This window comes from Asaia platycodi JCM 25414 (genome assembly GCF_000614545.1).
GTDB lineage: Bacteria > Pseudomonadota > Alphaproteobacteria > Acetobacterales > Acetobacteraceae > Asaia > Asaia platycodi.
This window is the reverse complement of sequence record NZ_BAKW01000001.1, coordinates 314,642-338,327: the sequence shown is the minus strand read 5'-3', so window position 1 is coordinate 338,327 and position 23,686 is coordinate 314,642. Positions and strand designations below refer to the sequence as shown.

22 protein-coding genes and 2 pseudogenes are annotated in these 23,686 nt (G+C 56.9%); 10 read left to right on the top strand and 14 right to left on the bottom strand.

Annotated elements, in window-relative coordinates:
* Positions 1 to 78: 78 nt before the first annotated feature.
* From JCM25414_RS15925 to JCM25414_RS21155, 3 genes are all read right to left on the bottom strand, one after another.
* Complete coding sequence (locus JCM25414_RS15925; protein WP_051535609.1) at positions 79 to 2,016, bottom strand: Hint domain-containing protein; 1,938 nt, start codon at positions 2,014 to 2,016, stop codon at positions 79 to 81.
* A gap of 660 nt (positions 2,017 to 2,676) precedes the next feature.
* Positions 2,677 to 3,039 carry a hypothetical protein gene (locus JCM25414_RS21160; protein WP_148300891.1) on the bottom strand — a complete coding sequence of 121 codons (363 nt, stop codon included), beginning with the start codon at positions 3,037 to 3,039 and terminating at the stop codon, positions 2,677 to 2,679.
* A gap of 83 nt (positions 3,040 to 3,122) precedes the next feature.
* Positions 3,123 to 4,934: a Hint domain-containing protein gene (locus tag JCM25414_RS21155; RefSeq protein WP_025840502.1), complete on the bottom strand. Its 1,812-nt coding sequence runs from the start codon at positions 4,932 to 4,934 to the stop codon at positions 3,123 to 3,125.
* Positions 4,935 to 5,568: 634 nt separating this feature from the next.
* Between JCM25414_RS21155 and JCM25414_RS01510 the strand changes: the two genes are divergently transcribed.
* The 7 genes from JCM25414_RS01510 (at position 5,569) to JCM25414_RS15910 (ending at position 11,382) form a co-directional block, all read left to right on the top strand.
* On the top strand, positions 5,569 to 6,003 hold the full coding sequence (locus JCM25414_RS01510) for a glycosyltransferase family protein (RefSeq protein WP_025840501.1): 435 nt from the start codon (positions 5,569 to 5,571) through the stop codon (positions 6,001 to 6,003).
* Between the two features lie 38 nt (positions 6,004 to 6,041).
* Complete coding sequence (locus JCM25414_RS01505) at positions 6,042 to 6,533, top strand: glycosyltransferase (RefSeq protein WP_025840500.1); 492 nt, start codon at positions 6,042 to 6,044, stop codon at positions 6,531 to 6,533.
* Between the two features lie 34 nt (positions 6,534 to 6,567).
* On the top strand, positions 6,568 to 6,882 hold the full coding sequence (locus JCM25414_RS24125) for a glycosyltransferase family protein (protein ID WP_025840498.1): 315 nt from the start codon (positions 6,568 to 6,570) through the stop codon (positions 6,880 to 6,882).
* 361 nt (positions 6,883 to 7,243) lie between these two features.
* Complete coding sequence (locus JCM25414_RS24120) at positions 7,244 to 7,651, top strand: glycosyltransferase family 9 protein (RefSeq protein ID WP_025840497.1); 408 nt, start codon at positions 7,244 to 7,246, stop codon at positions 7,649 to 7,651.
* A 141-nt stretch (positions 7,652 to 7,792) separates the two neighbouring features.
* Positions 7,793 to 9,073, top strand: a complete 1,281-nt coding sequence (locus tag JCM25414_RS01490) for an autotransporter strand-loop-strand O-heptosyltransferase (RefSeq protein WP_051535632.1) — start codon at positions 7,793 to 7,795, stop codon at positions 9,071 to 9,073.
* A 37-nt stretch (positions 9,074 to 9,110) separates the two neighbouring features.
* Positions 9,111 to 10,859 (top strand): AMP-binding protein, encoded by a 1,749-nt coding sequence (locus JCM25414_RS01485; protein ID WP_025840494.1) that lies wholly within the window; start codon positions 9,111 to 9,113, stop codon positions 10,857 to 10,859.
* A gap of 238 nt (positions 10,860 to 11,097) precedes the next feature.
* A complete protein-coding gene (locus JCM25414_RS15910; protein ID WP_025823789.1) occupies positions 11,098 to 11,382 on the top strand; it encodes a hypothetical protein in 285 nt (94 codons plus the stop codon).
* 47 nt (positions 11,383 to 11,429) lie between these two features.
* On the opposite strand, the gene JCM25414_RS15905 is transcribed toward JCM25414_RS15910, so the two are convergent.
* The 4 genes from JCM25414_RS15905 to JCM25414_RS25675 all read right to left on the bottom strand — a co-directional run bounded on the left by JCM25414_RS15905 (position 11,430) and on the right by JCM25414_RS25675 (position 16,017).
* Positions 11,430 to 11,945, bottom strand: a complete 516-nt coding sequence (locus tag JCM25414_RS15905) for a tetratricopeptide repeat protein (RefSeq protein ID WP_051535608.1) — start codon at positions 11,943 to 11,945, stop codon at positions 11,430 to 11,432.
* A gap of 142 nt (positions 11,946 to 12,087) precedes the next feature.
* Positions 12,088 to 14,343 carry a TonB-dependent receptor gene (locus tag JCM25414_RS01475; protein ID WP_035442478.1) on the bottom strand — a complete coding sequence of 752 codons (2,256 nt, stop codon included), beginning with the start codon at positions 14,341 to 14,343 and terminating at the stop codon, positions 12,088 to 12,090.
* 334 nt (positions 14,344 to 14,677) lie between these two features.
* Positions 14,678 to 15,244, bottom strand: coding sequence for a carbohydrate porin (locus JCM25414_RS25680; RefSeq protein WP_277910936.1), 567 nt, complete (start codon positions 15,242 to 15,244; stop codon positions 14,678 to 14,680).
* Entirely contained in the window at positions 15,154 to 16,017 is an 864-nt protein-coding gene (locus JCM25414_RS25675) for a carbohydrate porin (protein WP_051535606.1), read from the bottom strand. The genes JCM25414_RS25680 and JCM25414_RS25675 overlap by 91 nt, the downstream gene beginning before the upstream one ends.
* 133 nt (positions 16,018 to 16,150) lie before the next feature.
* Between JCM25414_RS25675 and JCM25414_RS26285 the strand changes: the two genes are divergently transcribed.
* Both JCM25414_RS26285 and JCM25414_RS15895 read left to right on the top strand, forming a co-directional pair.
* Positions 16,151 to 16,288, top strand: a complete 138-nt coding sequence (locus tag JCM25414_RS26285) for a PhzF family phenazine biosynthesis protein (RefSeq protein WP_369345959.1) — start codon at positions 16,151 to 16,153, stop codon at positions 16,286 to 16,288.
* Positions 16,267 to 16,986, top strand: coding sequence for a PhzF family phenazine biosynthesis protein (locus JCM25414_RS15895; RefSeq protein WP_369345963.1), 720 nt, complete (start codon positions 16,267 to 16,269; stop codon positions 16,984 to 16,986). Before JCM25414_RS26285 ends, JCM25414_RS15895 begins: the two co-directional genes overlap by 22 nt.
* Before the next feature lie 56 nt (positions 16,987 to 17,042).
* Here JCM25414_RS15895 and JCM25414_RS15890 read toward each other — a convergent pair whose 3' ends face one another.
* The 7 genes and pseudogenes from JCM25414_RS15890 to JCM25414_RS01435 form a co-directional block, all read right to left on the bottom strand.
* Positions 17,043 to 17,978, bottom strand: a complete 936-nt coding sequence (locus JCM25414_RS15890) for a zinc-binding dehydrogenase (RefSeq protein WP_242403261.1) — start codon at positions 17,976 to 17,978, stop codon at positions 17,043 to 17,045.
* Complete coding sequence (locus JCM25414_RS24110) at positions 17,963 to 18,169, bottom strand: hypothetical protein (RefSeq protein ID WP_242403232.1); 207 nt, start codon at positions 18,167 to 18,169, stop codon at positions 17,963 to 17,965. The genes JCM25414_RS15890 and JCM25414_RS24110 overlap by 16 nt, the downstream gene beginning before the upstream one ends.
* A 29-nt stretch (positions 18,170 to 18,198) precedes the next feature.
* Positions 18,199 to 19,733: pseudogene (gene dhaL / locus JCM25414_RS22170) on the bottom strand (dihydroxyacetone kinase subunit DhaL).
* The gene (locus tag JCM25414_RS24105; RefSeq protein ID WP_242403230.1) at positions 19,694 to 20,029 is read right to left on the bottom strand and encodes a hypothetical protein; all 336 of its coding nucleotides are present in this window, start codon (positions 20,027 to 20,029) and stop codon (positions 19,694 to 19,696) included. Before JCM25414_RS24105 ends, dhaL begins: the two are co-directional and overlap by 40 nt.
* A gap of 458 nt (positions 20,030 to 20,487) precedes the next feature.
* Positions 20,488 to 21,813, bottom strand: a complete 1,326-nt coding sequence (locus JCM25414_RS01445; RefSeq protein ID WP_025840492.1) for a sodium:solute symporter family protein — start codon at positions 21,811 to 21,813, stop codon at positions 20,488 to 20,490.
* Positions 21,810 to 22,022, bottom strand: coding sequence for a DUF3311 domain-containing protein (locus JCM25414_RS01440; RefSeq protein ID WP_025840491.1), 213 nt, complete (start codon positions 22,020 to 22,022; stop codon positions 21,810 to 21,812). The genes JCM25414_RS01445 and JCM25414_RS01440 overlap by 4 nt, the downstream gene beginning before the upstream one ends.
* Before the next feature lie 89 nt (positions 22,023 to 22,111).
* Complete coding sequence (locus JCM25414_RS01435; protein WP_025840490.1) at positions 22,112 to 22,795, bottom strand: Fe2+-dependent dioxygenase; 684 nt, start codon at positions 22,793 to 22,795, stop codon at positions 22,112 to 22,114.
* A gap of 191 nt (positions 22,796 to 22,986) precedes the next feature.
* Between JCM25414_RS01435 and exbB the strand changes: the two are divergent.
* Positions 22,987 to 23,686 (top strand): annotated as a pseudogene (gene exbB, locus JCM25414_RS15875) (tonB-system energizer ExbB).

Here is a 23,686-nt window from a genome sequence, read left to right as displayed (position 1 = left end):
CTGACGATTTTGCCAGATATGGCCCCCCTGCAAGAACCTCAATGGCGAGGATGCAGACGGCATCACACTGACGGTCACTCAGATCCAGCACGGCTGAGCCAGTTGTCCAGCGCTGCGCCCGTCTTCAATATCTGCCCAGCCCTCAAGCGTTTCATCAGTCAGATGGGCACCTATATGGCGCGTCTTGTCGGACTCCCATATCTGGATATCACCGACCAGAACCCCAAGATGGCGACGGTCGTCATGAAACGGCCCGATGACATCAGCAGGACGGGAGACACGCGAGACGATCCTTACCTTTGTCGCGTCAGGCGGCAACATGAAGACACTCGAACGATTGACTACGCGCATTTTACGCATGATGCGTCCTCTGTCATCCACAAGGTGCAAATCGGGATCTTCAGTGATCTCCGGCTCGCGGGTCAGTTTCCCGAGGCCGAGCGCAGTGGCTCGGAGAGCGAGGGATGCATGAAGTGGCTCGACAAATCGACGCTCTATACGTAGCGGTGCGGCCCCATCACTTTCCCAATTCTGCTCAGACGCATTCAGGATATGAACGACAGAATTGGCCTGTGCGAAACGCTTGCGATCACCGGTATCCAGATAGCTTTCACTGAGCGCACCATCAGACCACAGGATCGAATGTTCATTTGTTTCGATATGATAGTAGTCGAAATGCGTCAGGCTCCGATCGTAGAATATGCTGCGTCCGTTGACGAGCATGCGGACCGGAACAAACGCATTATTCAGGTACATGGCGTGTTCCGGGGTCACGAGCAGGTCTTTGTGCGGAATATTATCGCCTAATGCACCCCGGAGAACACGCACAGGATAACCGGCCTCATCATCCTCCAGCCAGGTACGCACAATTGTCGAACGGTGGCCGAGCCAAACGATTTCACGGAACACTTCATCGCCGTCGACATAAGCGGCCACACGATCGCCAACCTTGAGTTCCTCGATTGCAACTTCGCCGCGATCGGTACGGATCATGGTCCCCTTCAGGAAGCACTTGTCATAGACGATCACTGTGCTGCCATCGATGGGGTCTCTCTCAAGGTGATAATCTCCACCCGATATGGCCTGCGAACCGCTCACCGGCGCTGTCCACAATACGCGACCGGCCCCATCGACTATACTGATCTGGGTGTTACTGTAGACAATGCGCTGTCCTTCCGCCCACCCGAGCGTATCGACGTCGATACGTCCCTTCCAGCCGATGCGTACGCCTTGCAGCACGGCTCCAGACTGAACGATCAGCAGACCACCCGCGCCCTGGCCCTCCTGTTCGATCCCCGAGATCACGACATTTGTCAGCGTCGCGCCGGAGTTGACCGTTATCGTACCGCCGCGCTCGATCTTGACGGCGCTCGCATACGCCAGCGCGTCGAGCGTGACTTCGCCACCTGCCGCAACAAGCGCTCCGTTGATCTTGCCAATTGCAAGAGCATGCGCGCTGCCGCCAGCGCCGACGATCAGGTTGCTGGTCACCGCATATTGGGCAATCTGAACAAGCCCACCGGCGGAGACGACGCACTGGTTCGCCAGCGCTCCCGGACCCAGCAGCTGCGTTCCTGCACTGAAAATCGTTTTTATGGCGGTTCCGCCTGAGGAAACCGCCTGGATACCACCAATGACGCTCCCGATATCGGTGCCACCGCTGGCCAGGACTTCAGTCGAGCCAACATCGAATTTGCTGGCGGAAATAACACCGGGACCGACAAAGCTCTGCCCCTTGAGCGTGAAGCCGCCACCCGCGATGCCATAGCCTCCAGACAAAACATGCGCATCGACGACAACGCCGGGGCCACCGCCATAACTCGACATCTTGCTAGCGAGTACGCCGCCGGAGAGACCGACAGTCACGCCGCTGACAATACCATCATTGATGGCAGCAAAACCACCGCTGTCGTACGCAGTACCCCCCGCTGTCTTGCCGCCGCCACCGGCCATCACCACGCCGCCGGAAACCGCCGTCGCGCCAGAGGCGACTGCTGCGGCCGACGCAATCAGCATGGCGGGATTACTGGTCCCACCGCACCCAAACCGGCCACATACGAATTAATCGTCGCCCCGTCCGCGCCTGTGGTGATGAGTGTTGCACCACTCAGAACTCGATAACTACTGGCGCCTGAACTCGTAATCGACGCTGCCCCACTCATACCATCAGAAGTAATAGCCATATGCCAGCCCCTGCAAGAATATACGAGCACGCATCAGAGCACCGAACACGAAATGACCAGACAAATGCCTTGCCACAGCAGGAATCGACACCCGAATAACAGGATGCTTACTATACTCGTTCATAGTTAATTAACATATGAGCAAGTGACATATAAGAATTCATCAATCAACGTCGCGATATATAGATAATTACTATACGAGATTCCGATAATTAGTTTTTAAAACAAAAACATCTCTTAGGTATCTCGTTAAGCCTTTACTAATCCATCCTTTTTTTACTCAGACCCAACACTGACAAAGCCAAACACCAACTGACCCAAACCGCAAATTTTTTGTGAGCGACCAGGATTCAAAGAAATCAGAGTGATAATTCTGCGAAACTATCAGTGTAACGGCCTCGTCCTGCCGTATCTCAAGGTAATTTACAGCAAGACATTTGCCCAAAATCGGGGCGTATCACGCCCCGACCGGTTACCTTGTGCAGCAATGCCTTCACATACGCGCCGGTAGGGCACCCTGATTGCTTTCGACGGCATCGGAGGCAATCGGATAGGGTCCACCTGCCAGCACCTCGATGGAGATCATCGCGATAGCATCGGAATCCAGGTCGCTCAAAGGAAGCTCGGCACATCCTGTCGTCCAGCGACGACGCCCTTCTTCCACGGTCGACCAGCCGGACAGGCTGACAGATCCGAGATGTCCATCGATCTGACGAGTCTGGCCGGCCTCCCAGATCTGTATTTCCCCGACCAGCACACCGAGATGTCGGCGATCGTCAAGAAACGGGCCAACCACGTCCAGCGGACGTGCAACACGAGAGAGCAGATGCAGCCCTTTCGCCCCTGCCGGGATCATAAAGATGTACGCCTGCTTTACTGTCCGCAGAGGCCTTATTTCCCGCCCCTGATGATCCACCAGGCGCAGATTTGCATCATCGGTCATCTCGACGCCAGGCCGTTCAACTCCAATCGAAAGCGTCGCGGCTCTCTCAGAAAGCGCCTCAAAAACCGGTTCCACGAAGCTGCGTTCAACACGCAGAGGCGCCGCAGCGTCATCCTCCAATTCCTTGCAGGTGCGTTCAGCAGCCTGACAACAGGACCGTCTTGTGAAAAGGCGGAACGATCACCTGTGTCGAGATAGCTCTCGCTCATCGCACCGTCCGACCAGAGAACGGAATGCTCGTCTGTTTCGATATGATAATAATCGAAATGGGTAAGAGTGCGATCGTAATAGATACTACGTCCATTGACCAGCATGCGGGCCGGAACAAAAGCGTCATTCAGAAACAGCGCGTGCTCCGGGGTCACAAGCAGATCCTTGTAGGGAACATTGTCACCCAGGGCGCCCTGTACGATCCGCACAGGATAACCCACCTCATCATCATGAAGCCCTGGACGCACTGTTGCTGTGCGACGCCCGACCCAGATGATTTCGCGCAGAACTTCCTTGCCATCGACATAGGCGACAACCCGGTCTCCAACTGCAAGATCTTCGACCAGCCGCTCGCCCTGCTCCGTTCGGATCATCGTTCCCTTGAGAAAGCACTTGTCATAGACGACAATCAGACTGCCATCGGCAGCATCTCTCTCGATATGGAAATCCTTGCTGGTCCCTCCTGCAGGGATGCTCGCCACAGAACCGGTCCACAAGACAGTGCCACTGGCATCGGTAATCGTCAGCGTATTACCGCTATAAGTAGTCTTTGCACCCGAGACATACTGCACGCTGTCAATATCCAGCCTGCTCTTAAAGCCCATGGACGTTATGCCACTCAGCACAGCACCGGACTGAAGAACCAGGAGCCCGCCGGCCCCACCACTCGACGTCAGACCCGAGACTACTGCATTGATGAGGGTCGCTCCCGAACTGAGCGTCAGGGTTCCGCCACCAGAAATGACGACGTTGCTCAAGACGGATGCCGCTTCCGCAGAGGCAGCCGCAGCTGCTTGCACCTGAAGCCCGTTGACCTGCCCACCGGCTGTCGCACGCAAACTACCACCAGAGCCAAGCACGACCGCAGAGGCCATGCCTCCGCTGACCACGATCCGACCGCCAGCAGACGCGGTCGCTCCACTCGCCAACCCTCCGGCGGCGACGATCTGCGTTCCGGCGCTGAAAATCGAACGCAGGGAGACACCCGCCGAGTTTACAAGCTGCGTGCCTCCCACGAGACTGCCGATATCGGTACCTGCCGAAGAGAGAACCTCGGTAGAACCAACATCAAAGGTGCCATTGGAAATAACACCCGAACCCGCGAAAGCCTGCCCTTTGATGGTGAAGCCACCACCGGCCAGCGCATAGCCACCCGCAAGCACATGGGTGTCGATCACGACGCCAGCGCCACCACCAGAGCCCGAAACCATCGAGGCAAGCACACCACCATTCGAACCGATGGTCGCGCCACTGACAAACCCGCCATTGACCGCAGCAAACGAGCCACTATCGACCGCCGTACCGCCAGCGGCTGTTCCGCCATTAGCCCCCATCACAACGCCACCGAACCCGACCGTGGAGCCGGAAGCGATACCGCCCGCAGACGCGATGATCAGAGCAGGATAGTTTGTACCGCCGGACTGTCCGGGTATCGCTCCAGAGTTGTTGGGACCGTTACCGAATCCTGAGACAACAGCGCCGGATACGATGTAACCCGCATTTTGCACGACGAGAGTGGCGCCGCTCAGAACGGAGTATTTCCCGCCGCTGCTTATGATGGTCGCGCCGCTGGCGGAACCGGTAGAAGTGATCGCCATGTTTTGCCTCTCAGAATGTTCATCACGGCACGAATACGGCCCTCGCGGGACAGCCTGTGGTATGATGACCGAAATTACTGTGCGATCAGGCGCGACTCTTTCCGGAATCACCCCGCCGACAATTTGTGTTATCTATTTACCAACATTTCTGACATATCGAGCAGAAGGATGCAATGGGTAATTGTTTGGGAAATGCCATCACGATTCCGGTATAAAACGTCACAAACCGATTATTTCTTTGGTTTGTATGGGTTTCGGGAAAGAGGAATAAACATTTCCTAATGTATTTTTGACGGATTGGTGACGATTTTATCCAGAAGAATCCTATTCTCCCTTTGCACGCATGAGCACCCCTTGGGACCAGGCATATCGATTAACGATATTAACGAATACAAGAAGAAGACAGGCAATCACCCTTGTTTATCATTATGTATGAATACATTATTTATACAATTATGAATATTATATGATTTTATATCGTTATATTGGGGAAATCTCCATTTATAATAGTATGATATATTGTATTTATACAAAATATTAACCCCTATACGGCATATCTATGTTCCGTTGATCCTTGCGGGAATGAGAGCCACTATTGAGCTCCAGAGCGCCCCACTTCGCGGACTATTACGACATGAGCAAAATTGTTTTCCTGAACCCCTATGATCCAAAGGCCATCTCCGGCGGCATCAAGGTAACGTACCAACACGCCGGAATCCTCGCGAAGCTGGGACACGACGTCTCGGTTTACCAGCCAGCCGGCAAACCCGAGTGGCTTGATATCTCGAACCGAATCACGATCTGCGACAGATATGCCCCATCTCCGGATAGCGTCCTCGTCTTTCCTGAAACCCTTAGTGCTTTCCTGCTTGACCATGCCAAGACCCCCCATCCGGGCCCCAAGGTCATGTTTTGCCAGAACCAGTTCTATCTCTACAGCTACGGCCTTGGCGGTCAGGAACTGCGGGAAATGGGTTTTCAGCACTTCATCGTGCCCGGACGTGAGACTGCACGTTCGCTTTCCGCCGTTCTGCGCGTGCCCAATATCCACATCATACCGAATTCGTAGATACGAGCCTGTTCTATCCGCGCCCAAAGCAGCTATGCGTGGTGACCAACCCTGGCAAATGGCCTGCCGAAAAAGGTAACTCTGCGTTAGCTGAACTCATTCTCGCGATGCTGCATTTGAAATATCCCCAAACCAAGCATATCCCCTGGATCGCCCTGGAGAACATGCCGCAACGGGAAGTCGCCGAGGCGATGGGGATAGCCGCGGTTTTCCTTGCCCTTTCGAGACAGGAGGCGTCTCCCCTGACACCTCTCGAAGCCATGGCTTCACGCTGCGCTCTGGTGGGACTGCTTGGCACGGGTGGGAAAGACTACGCAACCCCTCATAACGGCCGCTGGTTTTCACCGGAGCAGTGCGAAGAAATCGTCGATTGCATCGCTTCGCTTCTCTTCGACATCAGCCATGGGGCACCAAGCGTTGACAGCATGCTCGACGAAGCGGAAAAGACAGCAAAGCAGTATTCCGTCAATGCAACCTATCAAGCCGTAGCCCGGGTCTATGGCGAGATATTTGCGCGAGCGGGCCTCTAGCCCTCTCGACCAGGGAACAAAGAGCATAAAGTTTATGGACAGTACGCCGAGCCAGGTCGGACCAGAAGGGATAAGATATGATTTTCAGGAAGGCTGCCGCGTCAGCCTTCCTGAGGGTGACTGGCATCTCGAGATCAAGGATCTTCTCACCCAGACGGTTCTGTTCTCTGCGGAGAGCAAAGGCGGCTTCATAGCAAGCACGAAGAAATATTTTGTTCCTTTTTCCATCAAGGTCAGTCGCGCGGGCAGGGTCGTCCTCGATCATATCATGAATTTGAATGATCAGGAAGTACTGATCGACATGCATCTCGGTGGTGTCGGCGACCATATAGCTGGATGGGGCATGTAGAAGCCTTTGTCCTCCGACACCGCTGCCGCGTGACTTGCCTGGTTCGCCCTGGCCTTGCAGAATTATTCCAGAATGACAGGGAAGAATTGAAGGTCACTGAAGAACAGGATATTCTGAGCCGCCCTTATTATGCACGGTACAAGGTTCTCATTTTTTTCAACGATTTAAATCGCGACTTTCAGCCAACAGATTATCGGCAGGTCGGGCTGGGAGTGTCAGGCGCCTATATTCTTGGTTTACCTCCCACTGACAGACTGCCGTCAATCAGAACTGCAGAAGGTGACAGGCCAATCGCGGAAAACTATGTGTGCATCGCCACACAAGCTACCGGTCACAACAAATACTGGAACAACCCCACCGGTTGGTCGAGCATTATCCTTTTCTCAAAGAGCAGGGTTACCGGGTTATTTGTATAGACCGCGATCGCGTCTCAGGCAGCGGCACGATCTGGCACCACTTGCCCCATGGCGCAGAAGACATGACGGGCCAGATACCTTTGAGTGAGCGTGCACGCTGGCTACGCCACGCCTCTTTTTTCATCGGACTCTCAAGCGGGCTTTCCTGGCTGGCCTGGGCAGCAGGGTGCCCCGTCGTGCTGATCAGCGGCTTTACCGAACCCTATAACGAATTCGCCACGCCCTATCGGGTGATCAATCGCAATGTCTGCAACGGATGCTCCAACGATATCACCTTGATTTCGAGCGGACAAATTACATGTGGTGTCCACGCCATGCCGACAGCGAGCGCGATTTCGAGTGTACCAAGATGATCTCGGCGCTTCATGTAGAACAGGTCATCCGGCAGTTGATCGCGGACCGGCAGGATTGTGCCTGACATGAGCAACATCGATTCCATCATCGACTCCATTCTGAATTATTCAGGTTCGAGCAGCGCTGCCTCTGCAACAGAAATGATCGCAGAAACGGATATGTCATCGGCCGCATCTGAACTTCGCCGCCCCGAATCTACACCCGCTTCCTCGCCAGTTCATGACCATCAGAATTTTCCCGAGCCGCCTCACGTCGCGACACAAACCGCTCCAGCTAGAATCTCATTTGATTTCAATCATGGTGCACGCGTCACTTTGCCTGAAGGACGCTGGCATGTTAGCCTGACTGATATCGACCGGAGTATCTGCCTCTACAGTGCAGAAGCGGGCGCCTGTACGATTATCGGTTCGAAGAAATATTTCATTCGCACACGCATCGACGTGCGCGCCGTGGAAACGGGTGAAATCGTTTTCAGTCATGATTATGACTGCCGCGATCGCGACGTCGCCATTCTACTGCCTGGAGGAACACTGGGCGACGCAATCGGTTGGTTTTCTTACGCTGTGAAATTCCAGCAGAAACACCAATGCCGGCTGATTATTGCCATGAATGCAGAAGCCTGCAAGCTTTTTGCAGGGCAGTATCCTGGCATCCGATGCTGCACCTTTGCCGAATATGAAAATATCAAGCATTTGTCTTATGCCACCTATTACATAGGCCTCTATTTCAATGATAAGGCAAATGACTGGCAGCCTTCTGATTTTCGCCTCGTCGGTCTGCACCGTACTGCGGCATATATTCTCGAAGTCGATCCAGTCGAGGTGCCCCCACGCCTGGTACCATGGCCGGAAACAGGCCGCCCTATTGAAGGCCCCTATGTTGTCATAGCAACTCAGGCTTCGAGCCAGTGCAAATACTGGAACAATCCACATGGCTGGCTGAGTGTCATCTCCCATCTCAAATCCCTCGGCTACGAGGTCGTCTGCATCGACAAGAGTGCCGTTTCCGGCCATCGAAACCACTGGAATTACATCCCCCACGGGACGCGTGATGAGACGGGAGACCGCCCTCTTTCAGAGCGTGCGCACTGGTTGCGTCATGCCGCTTTCTTCATCGGACTGTCGAGCGGACTTTCCTGGCTGGCCTGGGCGGCCGGAACACCAGTGGTCATGATCAGCGGATTCACACATCCGTTGAACGAGTTCGAGACCCCCTATCGTGTATTCAATCCCCATGTCTGCAATAGCTGCTGGCACGACGTGCGCACACCGTTCGAACATTCGAACCTACTCTTCTGCCCGCGTCATCAAAACACGCCAAGGCATTTCGAGTGCACGCGGCTGATTTCCGCCGAGCATGTCATATCCTATTGCGACGCCTTGCATCAGCAGGCCCTGTCGCCCCCTCCCGCCGAGGGCTGAAGCCCTTTGCCGAAGAGAAAACTGCGGGAGTTCAAGAATGTATGAAGAAGAACAATCACTTGTCGGCGTCGAAGCATGGAAGGAACGGAGCCTGGTCGATCTGCTTCATTTCAGACGTCTGACCAAAGGCAATAATCCGATTTTTCTCTTCCTGGGCGACGGCGAGAATGTCACCGGACAACTCAGTGCCGAGGAGTTGCATAGACAGGCGGGCCATGCGGCGGCTCATCTCGCTCGTACGCTCGACCAGGGTTCACACGTCATTCTGCTGTTCGAAAATGGTCTGGATTACATCGTCGCGTTTTTCGCGTGCCTTTATGCCGGGCATACCCCGGTTTCTGGCATCTATCCCAGCTCGATTGGGGCTCGCGAACGTTTTCTGTTCATTCTCCAGGATAGTCAGGCGCAAGCGGTTCTTGGCAAAAAAGAGACGCTTCAGCTCTTTCACCCGGACGGAGCGCGATCCCATCCGGTAAAATGGATCCCGCTCGAAAGCGCACTTCATGCCCCTCGTGCCCTGGATCCAGTCGCGACAACACCAGACAGCCTTGCCCTCGTGCAATACACCTCCGGTTCGACGGAAGAGCCGAAAGGGGTATGTCTCTCTCATCGTAATATTTGCCACAATATCCATACCCAGCTCATTTCGTTTCAATATCAAGATGATGATACGGGATTGAGCTGGTTACCTTTCACCCATGACATGGGGTTGGTCGGCGCGGTTCTCCCTGCTCTGGCTGCTGGAAATCCCTTTTATTTCATGGCACCTGACAAATTCATCGAGCGCCCCTCGCGCTGGCTCGACGCAATCAGCCGCTATGGCGCAACTATCTCAGGCGGCCCCGATTTTGCCTATCGATACTGCGCCCGCCTGCCCGGGCAGGAGACTTCCACGCAGTGGGATCTTTCGCGCTGGAAAATCGCGTTCAATGGATCGGAGAACATCAATCCCGAAACGCTAGAGAGTTTTTACGGAAGGTTCCGTCACTGCGGCTTCGGAAAAGAAGCCTTCTACGCTTGCTATGGTCTGGCTGAGAACGCGCTGCTCGTCACATCAGGCGTCAAGGGCGAAGGGGTACGTCTCGTTTCTTTCGAGCGCGTTGCGCTTAGTGAAGGCAGAGCTGTCGCCACACAGACGGAAAACAGCGAAAGGACAATCTCCCTTTCCAGTTGCGGCGCGCCCCATGAAGGTCAGCATGTATATATCGTCGACCCCGAAACCCTTGCTTTCCTGGACGAAGGTCTTGTCGGCGAAATCTGGATCGATAGCCCGAGCGTCAGTGTTGGGTATCTCAAAAATCCGTTGCGCAATGCGCTCAGCTTCGTGGAGATCGACGGCATTCGGTATCTGAGAACGCAGGATTTCGGCTTCATCCACCAAGGCGATTTGTTCCATGTTGGCCGACTAAGTGAAAAATTCATCCATGACGGCATTACATTCTACACGAATGATATCGCGCTCTCGCTAAGCCAGTCTCTGGACGGCGCCCTGTGCCTGGTTGTGCCACCTTCCCTGCCAGAGCGTGATCTCCCCACCCTGATTATCGAATGCGAGGGAGCTCCTGATGAGCGACATCTGAGGGGTGTGCTCTACGAGACGATGAAACGCCTCAGGATCACACGCTTCGCCTATCACGCAATACGCAAGGGATATGTCATCAGGACCCCGAGCGGGAAGTTACGTGCAGACCTTACCCTCAACAATATTCTCGCAGAGAAATCGGCAATCCTGTTCAGCGGCGATACCCAAGCGCCCATCACCACAGGCGCCAGCATGATCATTTGACGACAGGCTGCAACGACGTGCGGCATCAGTACATGACAGATCCATAATGCTCACATTATGGATATTCTTCAAACTTGGCCTTGTGGGATGCCGGACACGTCACGTATGCAGGTAAGTCGAGGTTGCGAATGATCTTCGGAAACCCGTCCTGCGGTCGCAAAAATTGTGAGCCTCTTCTTGTTGTAACATTTTCGGCTCGATCAGCCGCATTTCTCAAATATCCAGAGGCATTCTGCAAATGGCAGACAATAATTCAGACAAGATCCTGCACCAGATTGCACAGGGCATCGCATCGCTCAACGCCGAGTCAGCGCCGATCATCTTTGCCGATAACGTGCCTGTCTATGGGCATGTCGGTGGCATTATCACGGTGACACTCGCAGCTGAGCGCCCTCATGGTAATGAAATTGTCATTGCCCCGACCGCACATCTCCGATTGACGCCGAAAGCTGCCAAACTCCTCGCAGAGTCCATTCTGAAAGCCTTCGCCATGGGTGAGCGCAAGGAAGCTTCGGTCAACTGAACGACACCTGTTACGGCTCTGATTTCTGAGGATTTCAGCTGATCCATTCAGACGAGGGGTCGTGAGGCTTGCTGCTTCAGCCTGTCAAGGTTGATCCTGGCAGCGTCATCACCGCAGGCGCTTCCAGCCTCGAAATAATGGCGGGCGTAATCGTGGTTGGCTACGACTGAGCCGTAACCTTCTTCGTGAAGCAGGCCGAGCATGTTGAAGGCCTTGCTGACCCCATGGCGCGCTGCCTCGACATAATGCGCATGGGCATGGGCCTTGTCGCGGGTCACGCCGTCACCCATCAGATAGAGATCGGCAAGGTTGTAGTAGGCCCAGCCCTCGCCGCCGTCGGCCGCCGCCTCGAACAGAATCCGCGCCAGTTCGACATCACGCGGCACACCCCAGCCCCGCTCATAAGCGCGCCCGAGCATGTTGAGCGCTGTCGGGTGGCGTGACTGAGCCGCCTGCACGAATAGACGATAGGCTTCCTGAACCGCTCCACGGTCGAGATGCCATTGCGCGAGATAAAGCTCAGCCTTGAGACGTTCATCGAGAGCAGGCGCAGCAACAGGCATCAGGAGAGAACTCCGCGAGTTTCGGCAGGCTCAGGCGCCCGGCTTCGGGCAAGGGACCACCGGCACAATAAAAAGCGGTACGAGAAGGGAGTTTATCCCCCTCCCGCCACGCAGGGACCCGTATCGAGCCGTGCCCCGCACCTCAGAATCGCAGCCCGATCGACCCGAGGAAGGTGCGGCCCGAAAGCGGCACAGCACGGGATGCAGAGAAGGCAGACGCATAGTTGAGGTGGTTGGTCAGGTTGTTCGCATTGAACTGCACATGATAGCGCTCATAGTCATATGAGAGCATCGCATTGAGCGACACATTATCAGGCATGCGGGCCGTATTAGCCTCGTTTGCCCAGTAACCCGAGGAGTACTGAACGCCGCCGCCAGCCGAGAGCTTTCCTTGGGTAGGCTTCAGCACGAGGCGGGAGAGGTTATAGGTGCTCCATACCGACAGGCTGTTGGCAGGAAGCTGAGGCGCCTTGTTGTTACGATAGGCAGCGCTATGCGTCACCTTGCCGCCCATATAGGCGTAGGACGTATAGATCTCCCAGTCATTCGTGATCTTGCCGGTCGCGCTCACTTCCAGTCCGCGCGTCCGACGACCGGAACCTGCATCCGAGAAGCCCGTGACGATCTGTCCGAAATCGTCATACGTGAAGGAGTTGTTCTGCTCGATCTGGAAGATCGCCGCCGTGACACCCAGCTTCTTGTTCAGGAAGTCGGCCTTGCCACCAAGCTCATACAGATCGCTGCGCTGAGGCTTGAGATCACGACCGTTCGTCGCAACATCGCTGATACCGGTAGAGCTCGCCGTCAGGGACGACACATCGGTGCCGACTGGCTTATAAGACTGCGCAAAGGTGAAGTAGAACGTCGCGTTCTCGAACGGTTCGTACATCAGGCTGGCAGAGGGGCTGAACTTGTTCGAGCTCTGCTTCTGCACTCCCTGCGCGGCCGCAGCGGCACTCCAGTAGGTCGCGCGATAGCTGTCCCAACGCACCGTGCCATAGACCGAAACCTGCTTGGTCAGGTTGATCTTGTCGGCAAGGAACAAGCCGAGATCGCGGAAATCGGACGTACGTCCGCCCGAAGCCGGATAGGTGATCTGCGTGCCGGGATATTCGAATTGCGGCGTACGGATCAGCTGGTTGTTGGTCCGGTTGATATAGGTGCCATAGACGCGATCGTCTTTTGTATAGTTGATATCCACACCAGCGCGCACATCGTGATGCAGGAAGGCCGTCTTGAATTTGGAATGGCCCATCGTGACGTTCTGCACGCCCCAGCCTGCCTGCTCATACGCCATGCCGCCACCGGCGCCATAGGTCAGAGCCGGATTCCTGCCCGCGAGGAAAGCCGTCGCACAGGCTCCGGAGCAGGCGGCCGGATTGGTCGCTGCGAAATCACGGGTGTAATGCGAATAGCGCGTATCGTTGGAGAGAGTGAGCCATTTTGCGATCTGCGACGAGAATTTGGACGTGACCATATGCACATTGCCGCTATCACGATCGAAATTCCGCGAATAATTGGTGTCGCGTGCAAGGCCCCGTTCGGTTATCGGACGGAATGTCGTACCGGTCTGGATCATGGGCACGCCATAATCGGGGCGGCCACGGCTGCCGAGCCATTGATAATTCAGGTGCCAGGTATTTTTGGTACCGAGCCCGACGCCGAGATCGGCCGCAGCGCCGTAGCGATCGGTGCGCACATTGTTGCGGTCGGCCACCATCTGCTGGTTATACATGCCGTTAACACGCAGAGCCGTATGAGCGTTGATGCCATAATTCGCATCGGCGGAACCGCGATACTGCATGCCGCTGCCAAAAGACTGATCGGCGCCGAATGACTTGCCCAGATGCGCCTTCTTGAGCGTCTGATTGATCACGCCGCCCACATTGCCCGCGCCGAAATACTGGCCGGAGGGGCCTTTGACGACCTCGACGCTCTCGGTGTTGTAGACGTCACGGACGTAATTACCGAAATCACGCAGACCGTCTTCGTAAATATCACCACGCGCCTGCTGGCCACGGATGCGGAACTGGTCGCCGCTCATGCCGCCATTGCCTTCACCGGCAGACATGGTGATGCCGGGCACGTTTGCGAGCGCCTGATCGAGTGTGAAGACGCGCTGCTCTTCGATCAGCTGCTTGGGCACGACGCTGATCGTCTGCGGTGTTTCACGCACTGTGGCGGGCATGCGACCGATATCGAGCGACGTAGTGTTGGTGTTCATGGTGTTGACCGGCGTCGCGCCGCGCACCTTGACCGCAGGCAGCTGCATGGTCGAGCTTTCGGTCGTCTTCGTGTCAGCCGGAGTCTTTTCCTGCGCCTCGGCCTCTTCGGCGCCCCCCAGACCGACACCCGCCGTCAGTGCCAGAAGAAGAAGACGTTTCTGCTTTCTCGACATTTCACGAGATGAAGACAGTGTTTCGTCACGCGATGGCTGATGGTCAGAACGGCATCCGTAATCTTCTGGCATAGATTTCACCACTTTTCCGGTTTCAAATCCAAAGACCATCGCCCGATAACTTTGAAATGTTTTGTCATCATTCAAATATCTCTTTGAAATTCGATAAAATGACAAACTATTACATGACAACGCTCGGGCGCGTCTTCGCCGGCGGTGTTACCGTCATGTTACGCACAGATGCAAACGATTCTTAAAATCTTTCTTAACTCGGACCCGAACTGTGCCTTTTGCGTCACGCGACAGCGCGCGACAGACGCGAATCTGGCTGCGGTCAGATGAATTCGATCTGGGTCTTGACCCCAAGCATCCATTGATTGCGCAGGTTACGCTGCGCGTTCGGATGGACGTAATATTGTAGATCTGGCGCCACCGTGATGCCGCGCATCAGATGGATCTGGTACAACGCCTCGATAATCAGCGCATCTTGCTGCACCAGAGGCGTCGAAGCGCTGCCGGGCTTCTGCTGTGCCGCCTGGCGCCGCTGCGCGCGAGTGACGTGATGGGCGATGCGGGTATAGGCCATGTTGATAGCGAACATGTCCTGCGGGCGCTGACGTATCAGCCCGCGGACCATTATACCGACGGAATATTGCGCCGCCCTGAGCGCCGTGCGCGGGTTATTCCAGTACGCGCTCGCCAGTATCGTCAGGCCCGCATCGGGGCCACGCCCCGCGAAGTGCAGCAGCTGTTGATCGGCCAGAACCCATGCTGACCACGATCCATCGACAACACGTGCAGGCGCACCCGTCAGACCAAGTATCTCACCATCGTGGTCTTCGAACAGGCTGGTATGAGGTGCTGTATCGTAAACAGCGCCGAGCTTGTAATGGCCCGGCAGCGTACCCCCCTTACCCGCATGCGCGCCCAGGCGAGCTCAAGCGGAATGGCTTCTCCATCGATGGTCGCGCCATTGAACTTGAAGCCACTTCGCATTTGCGACAGCGCATATTGCGACGCAGCCTGCGTGAAATAGACTCCCGACTGAAGCTGAAGCGCCTCACTGATCTGTACCCTGAACCGCGCGCCCCAGGTTGCCGTAGGAAACGCCGCATGGGCCGTATTATCGCTCGCCGCTCTTGGATTGCCGCAGAAAGCGGCATTCATGAAATTGCAGTAGAGCGGATTGGCGGAGAAATCGGACAGGAAGGTCATGCGCCCTACTGCTGCATTGAGATGGTCATAGAACATCGAACGCTCGATATAGGCCGATACGAGATGGATCACGACGTTGCCGACCCCACCATAGGTCGCCTGGCTTGGGGTCAGATGATCGCCGAATTTGCGGCTTGTCGGCGCGCCATAACCGCTCGCAAGCACGATATGCGTCGAGACGCCGGACAGTCCGGCCAGACGCTCCCAGTCGATATCGTTGCCGTAGGTCACGATACCTACATTGCCAACGCCCTTTTCATGCGACGGCGTTGGGTCGTTCAACATGGCCTGCATCTCGTTGGTGTTCTGCACATGAAAGGCCACGCCTCGCTCACGCAGGGCCGATAGACCCGTCAGCACCTTGCCCGCCGCAGCGTGAGCCGCAGGCAGAGGAGCGAGAACAACCGCGAGCAGAGACAGCCGGGCCAGCGGCAGCTTGATACGGGCATTACGTGTCATCGGGCTGGCTCCCTCTCGAGCGATGGCATGGAGCGGCTATCGCGGCGATTTGTGGCATTTTTCGGCGCCCGATGCCCCTGCAACGCTTTGTCTGTTACGATCTCCAAATATTCATCAGAAAGCAGGAGTAAACATGACGAGCGACCACGCATTCTGGCAGGTCGATGTGTTTGCCCAGGAGCCGTTTAGCGGCAACCCCCTGGCCGTCATCACCGGCGCCGACCATCTGAGCGACGCCATGATGCGCGCATCGCCAACTGGACCAATCTGAGCGAAACGACGTTTCTGCTGCGCCCGACAACGCCTGAAGCGTCCTATCGCGTGCGTATCTTCACCCCGTCGGAAGAGCTTCCCTTTGCGGGGCATCCGACACTCGGCACGGCTTCGGTCTGGGCTGCGCTGCCCGGCAACAGCCATGAAGGCATGATCGTGCAGGAATGCGGTGTGGGTCTCGTGCGGGTAAAAGTGCAGGATAATCGCCTTGCTTTCGCAGCACCTCCCAGACGGAAAAGCGGCGCGCTGAGTGCGGCAGAATATGCCCAGGCCCTCGCCGCGCTCAATCTGACACCCGACAAGGTGCTCGATGCCGCATGGGGAGATAACGGTCCCGGCTGGCAGGTTCTGCATCTACAGGACCAGCAAAGCGTGCGCGATATCTGTCCGAACTGGCAGATCATTGGTAACGCTCAATATGGTGTCGTGGGCGCCTGCCCCGAGGGCAGTGAGGCGCAATTCGAACTACGGGCCTTTGCCGGAGGCAGACAAGGCTTTGAAGACCCCGTGACAGGCAGTCTCAATGCGGCCATCGCCCAATGGCTGATGGAGAAGAACATGGCCCCCTCACGCTACATCGCATGTCAGGGTTCTGCGCTCGGACGCAATGGCCGCATCGTCGTCGAGCGCGAAGGCGACACAATCTGGATCGGCGGGGCCGTTATCCACAATATCAAAGGCACGCTTTCGATCTGAACGAAAAAAGGCGGCCCCTTTCGGAGCCGCCTTTCTGACCTGCGAGAGGGCCGATCTTATGGGATCAGAACCGTCTTGATGGATTTGTCGCCCTTTTTCATCAAATCGAAACCTTCCTTCCACTGGTCCAGCGGCAGGGTGTGGGTCACCACGCCCTCGACCGGCAGACGACCATCGGCAATGGCAGCGATGGTGAAGGGGTAGCAGTACGGGCCGAGATGAGAACCCAGAACGTCCAGCTCCTTGCGGTCGGAAATGATCGACCAGTCACAGGTCACTTCATCACCGAACACGCTGAACTCAACGAAACGGCCAAGCTTGCGGATCATGTGCAGGCCCTGACGGACGCTGGAAGGGTGACCCGTCGCCTCGATATAGACATCGCAGCCGTAACCGCCGGTCAGTTCCTTGACCTTGGCCACCACGTCTTCTTCGAGCGGGTTCATCACGATATCCGCACCGAATTTCTTGGCCAGATCCAGACGGTCCTGCTTGGTGTCGAGCACGATCAGCTTGCTGGGGTTCTTCAGGCGGGCGGCGCCCACCATGCCCAGCCCCAGCGTACCGGCACCGGCCAGAACCACCACGTCATCCAACTGGATATTGGCGCGGTTCACAGCATGAACGGAGCAGGCATAGGGCTCGATCAGGGCTGCGGCGTCGAGCGGCATGTTCTCAGGAACACGATGGGTGCGCGACGTCTTGGGGAAGCGCATATACTTCGCCATCGCGCCGTTGGTGTTGTTCTGGAAGCCGTACAGGTCGTGACGTTCACACATCCAGTACTGACCGCCCTTGCAGTAGCGGCAATCGTCGCAGGGAACGATCTGCTCGCTGATCAGGCGATCACCGATCTTGTACTGGCTGCGCAGGTTCTCGCCGATCTCGACGGCACGACCGACGAATTCATGACCCGGGATCATCGGCGGCTTGACGTAGCGCGGCTGCTCCTTGTCGCCCCAGAAGGACGGTGCACCTAGGAAGCACTTGATATCGCCTGCACAGATACCAACGCTTCGACCTCAATGATGATGTCGTCGGGGCCAGCGCGGGGCACATCCACCTCTTCCCAGCGATAATCGCCAGGCTCGTAGGCGACAACCGCATTCATCTTGGTCGGCAGAGTAACGCTGACTGCTTCTTTCTGCAGGGCGCCCAGATCGGGGGTGACGATGTTGTTCATGGTATTGGGTCTTTCAGAAATGAAGCTGATCAGGCGTTGTGCTTGCGCGCCGGGGCCTCAAGTTCTTTCGCAATGGTCTGAAGGATCAGGCAGCAGGAGGTGGCACCGGCATCGAGCACGCCGCGTGAACGCTCACCCAAGCGGCTGGCGCGGCCGATACGGGCAACTAGATCGACCGTGGAGTCACGGCCGCGCTCTGCCGCTTCCGACATGGCAATCAGGGCCTGTTCGAACGACTTACCGTCATCCAGAGCCTTGTGAAACGCTTCGACGGAGGGTTGCAGCGTATCGACAAGGGTCTTGTCACCCACCCGGGCATTACCGAGCTATTGATACCCGCGAGCGCCCCGTCAAGCATCTGGGCGAACAGCTTGCCGTCGAGGAACTCGACATTACGCAGCGGGATCGCCATGCCTTCAAAGAAGCGCCCATAAAGCGGGCCCATCGAGCCGCCGATACCGGCCATCAGGGAGTCGGACAGAGCATCGAGACCCTTTTCCATAACCGGCGGATTGGCGCCCAGAGCCTCGCCACAGCGGGCAAAACCCTTGGCCATGTTGATGCCGTGATCGCCATCACCGATCTTGCCGTCGATCTCGCTCAGCCAGTCGCGCGCCTTGACGATGGCATCGACCAGAGCCGGAATGACCTTGGTGGTCTCACCAACAGGCACGCCGCTCTTAGGTACGTATTTTTCACCCGTCTCCGTCTTGACCAGAGCCTCGACCGGATCGGCCTTGGCCGTCGGGGCTTCAGCGGCAGGAGCAACTGCAGCACCGGCACCGATGCGCACCAGACCGATGGATTCGGCCGGAGCACCCATCAGGCGGTCCAGTTCCTCATCGGTCTTCATAACGGTCAGCGTGGCTCCCTTCATTTCGAGCGACGTAAAGAGATTGCCGACGAAGCGATGCGCCACTTCGATGCCCTTCTCCTTCAAGAGATCGGCCACATCGGCGTAAAGCACATAGAGTTCGATGATGGGGGTGGCGCCCAGACCCGAGAGCAGCACCGTCACGCGATCGCCCTTGGTGAAGGGCAGGTCCGGCAGGATGTGCTCGAGCATCAGCTTGGCGATGTCGCGCGAGCGGCCAAGCTCCTGAACCGATACGCCGGGTTCTCCGTGATGGCCGATACCGACTTCCATCGTGCCGAGCTCAATGGCGAAATTCGGGTGACCATTGGCGACAATGGTGCAGGGCGTGAGACCAACACCGATGGAGCGGGTATTGGCAATGGCCTTGCGGGCCACGGCGATGACTTCATCCAGCGAGCCGCCCTCTTCAGCGCGGGCGCCCCCGGCCTTCCACATCAGGATTTCACCGGCAACGCCACGACGACGCTCGGCTTCGCTGGCCGGGGCCGAGGCGACGTCGTCGGTTGCAACCACGGTCTCGACCTTGATGCCAGCCTGCTGCGCATCGCGCGCAGCCATGCGGACATTCATCGTGTCACCCGCATAATTGCCGAAGAGACAGGCGACGCCTGCGCCCGTATCGGCTTCCTTCATCGCATCGAGGAAGCTCACTGCCGTCGGCGAGGAAAAGATCTCACCGATCGCCACAGAATCCAGCAGGCCCGTGCCGACATATCCAAGGAAAGCAGCTCATGACCCGAGCCGCCACCCGTGATCACACCGACCTTGCGTCGGCCCGTGGTCTTCGCGCGCTTGACGACACGCGGATTGGCTGTCTCGACGATGATATCGGGATGGGCGAGAAGCGCACCGCGCACGCCGTCTTCAACCACGCCATCGGGATCGTTGAAAATACGGTCCAGCTTGGGACGTGATGCGGGAGACTGGGACGAAGCACCATCACCGTGGCCGGTATGCGCTGCGTAAACGAGAGACTGATCCATATTGGGCCCCATACTGAATGCCGGGAGAACACCCTGTGTGCCCAATCGTCTTAACCGTAACAGACATTATGCGTAAAATCACACTAACGAGAGTGATATTCGTGACCTAATATGTGGGATTTTTCTGGTCCATTTTCGCCACGTGATGGATTCCACCCGATTATTCCGATAATATTCCTTTGTTATCAGATCGCTATGCTCGAAAAGGTTGGATTTCGAGAGTGCGATCCGATTATGCCCCTTCAGACACAAACTGAACAAATGTGATATTTTGTGTCGTCCAATGGGACATTCCTCTTTTCCATGCCCATCAACAGCTGAAGAAGCAGTTTCATCCGGTAATCAGAAGGGGATATGAGGAGATAGAAACGTCAATCACCAGCTGTCACATCAGACGCGCTTGGAAACAGGATCTATGTTCTTCTCCGGCCTGCCCGACTGAAACAGGACAAGAAAATTTATGGCAAGCCCAGGTATTGCGGGACTGCCCCCCCCATGGGAACACCGGAGAAAAACAATCCTGCTCCTGTCATCAGCCCCGCAACAAGAGCTGTCACCAGGCGGGGCGCCTTGACCCGGCGTTCCGAAACGCAAAGCAGGACCGCAGGCAGAAGCTGTACGAGTCCAACATAGAAAAGACGGTTCAACGTCACGATCAGGGTCGTCTGGAATGATGCTGTTATGACAGAGAGACCGAGATAGACGGCAATCACGAGAAGCCCCAGACGCTTTTGGGCATCAGGCGGAACATGAGGGACGATCGATCGGGTCACGATCGCCGCAAGGCTCAGGCAGACGGCCCCCAGCCACACAAGCGCGGTCAGCGCAACGCCGCCGGCCACAATCCCGTACAGCCACGAGGGTAGCAGGACAGAAGCAGCGGAAAGAAAGATCCCGTCACGATGGCTCATGATGGTCGGGTGGGTCAGCCCATAGAAGGCCACGACAGCGAGTAATGGGAACAGCACCATGTAAAGCGGCATCCATATCTGCGCCCGCCTTATCGTCTCAGGTCCACGCGCCGAAAAGACAGCAGCCGCGGTCTGCGGCGCGATGCAAAACCCCAGCGACTGAACAAGGATCGTGCTGACGATCATCATGCAGGAAGATACTGGGTGCGGCCCCGCCCCATGCAATACCGTCGCAAGAGGCTGCGGGGCTCCTCGTGACCAGAACACGAGTGCGGCCAGCGCAACAGTCAGGATGGCGATCAGGATCAGAAAATCTTTCAAGGCCGCTGTCAACGCCGCACCGCGCAGCCCTGCGCTTGCGACGAACAGAAAAGCCAGTAGCGCGGCCAGAGAAGACAGGATAACCGGCGGAACAGGCAGGGCGAGCGCCGAAAAGACGACCCCTAGCCCGATAAACTGCGTCGTGCCAAGCGGCAGCATGAGTACGACCAGAACGCATCCGCTCACGCAGGCCACCAGGCGACTGTCGAAATACCCGCCCAGAAGATCGGGCAATGTGATCGCACCAAGGCGCTGCCCGACCCGCCAGAGCCGTGGATAGAGAATCATTCCAATCGGGAAAGCGAGCAGGATATAGCCGACAAACCACAGCGCGACGTCGATGGACCCGCTGGCAGCGATCCCTCCCGGAAATCCGAGAACGGAGCCGATGGAATAGGTCTCGCCGACCGAAAGCAGGAAGAACAGCAACGCCCCGAACTGCCCGCGCGCCGCAAAAAAAGACTTTTGGATCCTGACCGGACGCTCCACGCCCAGAGACGAACGACAGACCGAGCGCCAGGTCAGTACGATCAGAAAGGCCCCGAACATCATTGATCGGTCTCAGGTTCTGCAAGGTACGAGGCCAGAGCGAGACAGAGTGTCGTCAAGGGCAGGCAGGCAAAAAGCCAGACCAGCGCAAGCGGCACTCCCAGAACACGGAAGGAGGCGCGGTAGAGAAACGGCATCGGCAGGAGCACCGCGCAAAACGGCAGGGCCAGAAAACCGTGCCGAAGCCGGATGCCGGAAAAGGAAACAGACATGACAGGCACTCTGAAATCAACAGGTCAGAGCCAAGCCATAGAGCCAAGCCCTGCCGCGAGGCCAGCACGGAATGGGATTATCTTCAGCCTTACAACTCGGCCCATTGACGCAGGAGGTTGTGATAGGTGGAGGTCAGCCCCAGAACGCCGGGATGATCGTCGGGCAAGGTCTTGCGTGTTTCGATGATCGAGCGATCGAAATCGTAAAGCAGCGCACGCTTCGTGTCGTCACGCACCATGGACTGGCTCCAGAAGAACGAGGCCCAGCGACTACCCCGTGTCACCTCGCTCACACTATGCAGGCTGGTCGACGGATAGACGACCATATCGCCCGCGGGCAGCTTCACGCGCTGCTCGCCATACGTATCCTGAATGACCAGCTCGCCACCGTCATACTCATCTGGGCCGGTAATGAAGAGCGTCGAAGAGACATCGGTGCGAATGCGAAAACCGCTCTCGGGAATAGGGCGGATCGCATTATCGACATGCGCGCCGAATTTCATACCGATATCATAACGATTGAAAAGCGGTGGAAAGACCCGCAGAGGCAGGGCCGCGCTGTTGAATGTCGGGTTACGCCCAAGCGCGCGCAGAACGATCTCGCCCAGCTCACGGGATTCTGACGAATCCTGCGGCACCTGCAAATTGTTCTTCGCCTTGGCCGATTGCTGCCCCGCCGTCACCTTGCCGTCGAGCCACGCCGCGCGTTCGAGCGTCTCACGGCAATAGCGCAGTTCGTCTGCGGTCAGGACATTGGGAATATGAACCAGCATGAGCGCTCTCCTTTAGAATCGAGTTCTTGTAATTGAGAATGAATCTGATTAACACATCAGGACCGCACGGTTACACCCCGTAACATGAACAGGACGCACCCGCTCCCGGGTTGCCGCACCAGAAAAATAGGAGAGCCCCATGGGCTACGCCCGTTGGCGATCTCGCCTCACTGCCCTTCACGCCTTGGGAGATGTTTCTTGGTGCCGGTCTTGTCGTGCGCTGCGTGATGATGCTGCTGATCGTTGCCTGCGTGATCAGCTGGGCCGTTTTTGCGGCGAAGGTCGTCGAGATGATCCGCGTCAGGGCGGCGCTGGCGAGAACCGAAATCAGGGTAGAAGAAGCGGCCTCTCTCGAAGCTGCTCATACGCTTTGCCCCGATATCGGCATCGTCAAGGCGCTGCTGAGCGCAGCCTCGAATGAATGGACGCGCTCTGCCGATGTGCTTGAAGACCGTGAAGCTGAAAGAGCGCATCATGCTGCATCTCGAACGCCTCGAATCTGCCGAGGGCCGACGCCTCATGCGCGGCACGGGCATTCTGGCCACGATCGGAGCCACCGCGCCGTTCATCGGTCTGTTTGGCACGGTCTGGGGCATCATGACCTCGTTTACGGGCATTGCAGCCACCAAGGCCACGAGCCTTGCGGTCGTGGCACCGGGTATCGCTGAGGCCCTGCTCGCCACGGCACTCGGGCTCGTGGCCGCCATTCCGGCTGTTGTCATCTATAACTATCTTTCTCGCCAGTGCCTCGGCTGCAAGGCTCAGGTAGGCGATCTGACCGCACTCATTCTGCGCCTCGTATCTCGCGATCTGAGCCGGCTGCATGTGCAGAGCCATGGCGCACAAGTGCTGCGCTTTACCTCGCCCCGCGTCGAGCAGGCCGGGCGCTGA

Coding starts and splice junctions, on each gene's coding strand:
- JCM25414_RS01445 (WP_025840492.1), bottom strand. CDS start 21,813: ATGATGTTCGGGGCCTTTCTGATCGTACTGACCTGGCGCTCGGTCTGT.
- JCM25414_RS15925 (WP_051535609.1), bottom strand. CDS start 2,016: ATGCTGATTGCGTCGGCCGCAGCAGTCGCCTCTGGCGCGACGGCGGTT.
- JCM25414_RS15905 (WP_051535608.1), bottom strand. CDS start 11,945: ATGCCTGTTGCTGCGCCTGCTCTCGATGAACGTCTCAAGGCTGAGCTT.
- JCM25414_RS01485 (WP_025840494.1), top strand. CDS start 9,111: ATGTATGAAGAAGAACAATCACTTGTCGGCGTCGAAGCATGGAAGGAA.
- JCM25414_RS21155 (WP_025840502.1), bottom strand. CDS start 4,934: ATGGCGATCACTTCTACCGGTTCCGCCAGCGGCGCGACCATCATAAGC.
- JCM25414_RS25675 (WP_051535606.1), bottom strand. CDS start 16,017: ATGACACGTAATGCCCGTATCAAGCTGCCGCTGGCCCGGCTGTCTCTG.
- JCM25414_RS01440 (WP_025840491.1), bottom strand. CDS start 22,022: ATGTCTGTTTCCTTTTCCGGCATCCGGCTTCGGCACGGTTTTCTGGCC.
- JCM25414_RS24125 (WP_025840498.1), top strand. CDS start 6,568: ATGGACAGTACGCCGAGCCAGGTCGGACCAGAAGGGATAAGATATGAT.
- JCM25414_RS01435 (WP_025840490.1), bottom strand. CDS start 22,795: ATGCTGGTTCATATTCCCAATGTCCTGACCGCAGACGAACTGCGCTAT.
- JCM25414_RS21160 (WP_148300891.1), bottom strand. CDS start 3,039: ATGATCCCGGCAGGGGCGAAAGGGCTGCATCTGCTCTCTCGTGTTGCA.
- JCM25414_RS01490 (WP_051535632.1), top strand. CDS start 7,793: ATGATCGCAGAAACGGATATGTCATCGGCCGCATCTGAACTTCGCCGC.
- JCM25414_RS15910 (WP_025823789.1), top strand. CDS start 11,098: ATGGCAGACAATAATTCAGACAAGATCCTGCACCAGATTGCACAGGGC.
- JCM25414_RS01475 (WP_035442478.1), bottom strand. CDS start 14,343: ATGTCGAGAAAGCAGAAACGTCTTCTTCTTCTGGCACTGACGGCGGGT.
- JCM25414_RS24105 (WP_242403230.1), bottom strand. CDS start 20,029: ATGGATCAGTCTCTCGTTTACGCAGCGCATACCGGCCACGGTGATGGT.
- JCM25414_RS26285 (WP_369345959.1), top strand. CDS start 16,151: ATGACGAGCGACCACGCATTCTGGCAGGTCGATGTGTTTGCCCAGGAG.
- JCM25414_RS01510 (WP_025840501.1), top strand. CDS start 5,569: ATGAGCAAAATTGTTTTCCTGAACCCCTATGATCCAAAGGCCATCTCC.
- JCM25414_RS24110 (WP_242403232.1), bottom strand. CDS start 18,169: ATGAACAACATCGTCACCCCCGATCTGGGCGCCCTGCAGAAAGAAGCA.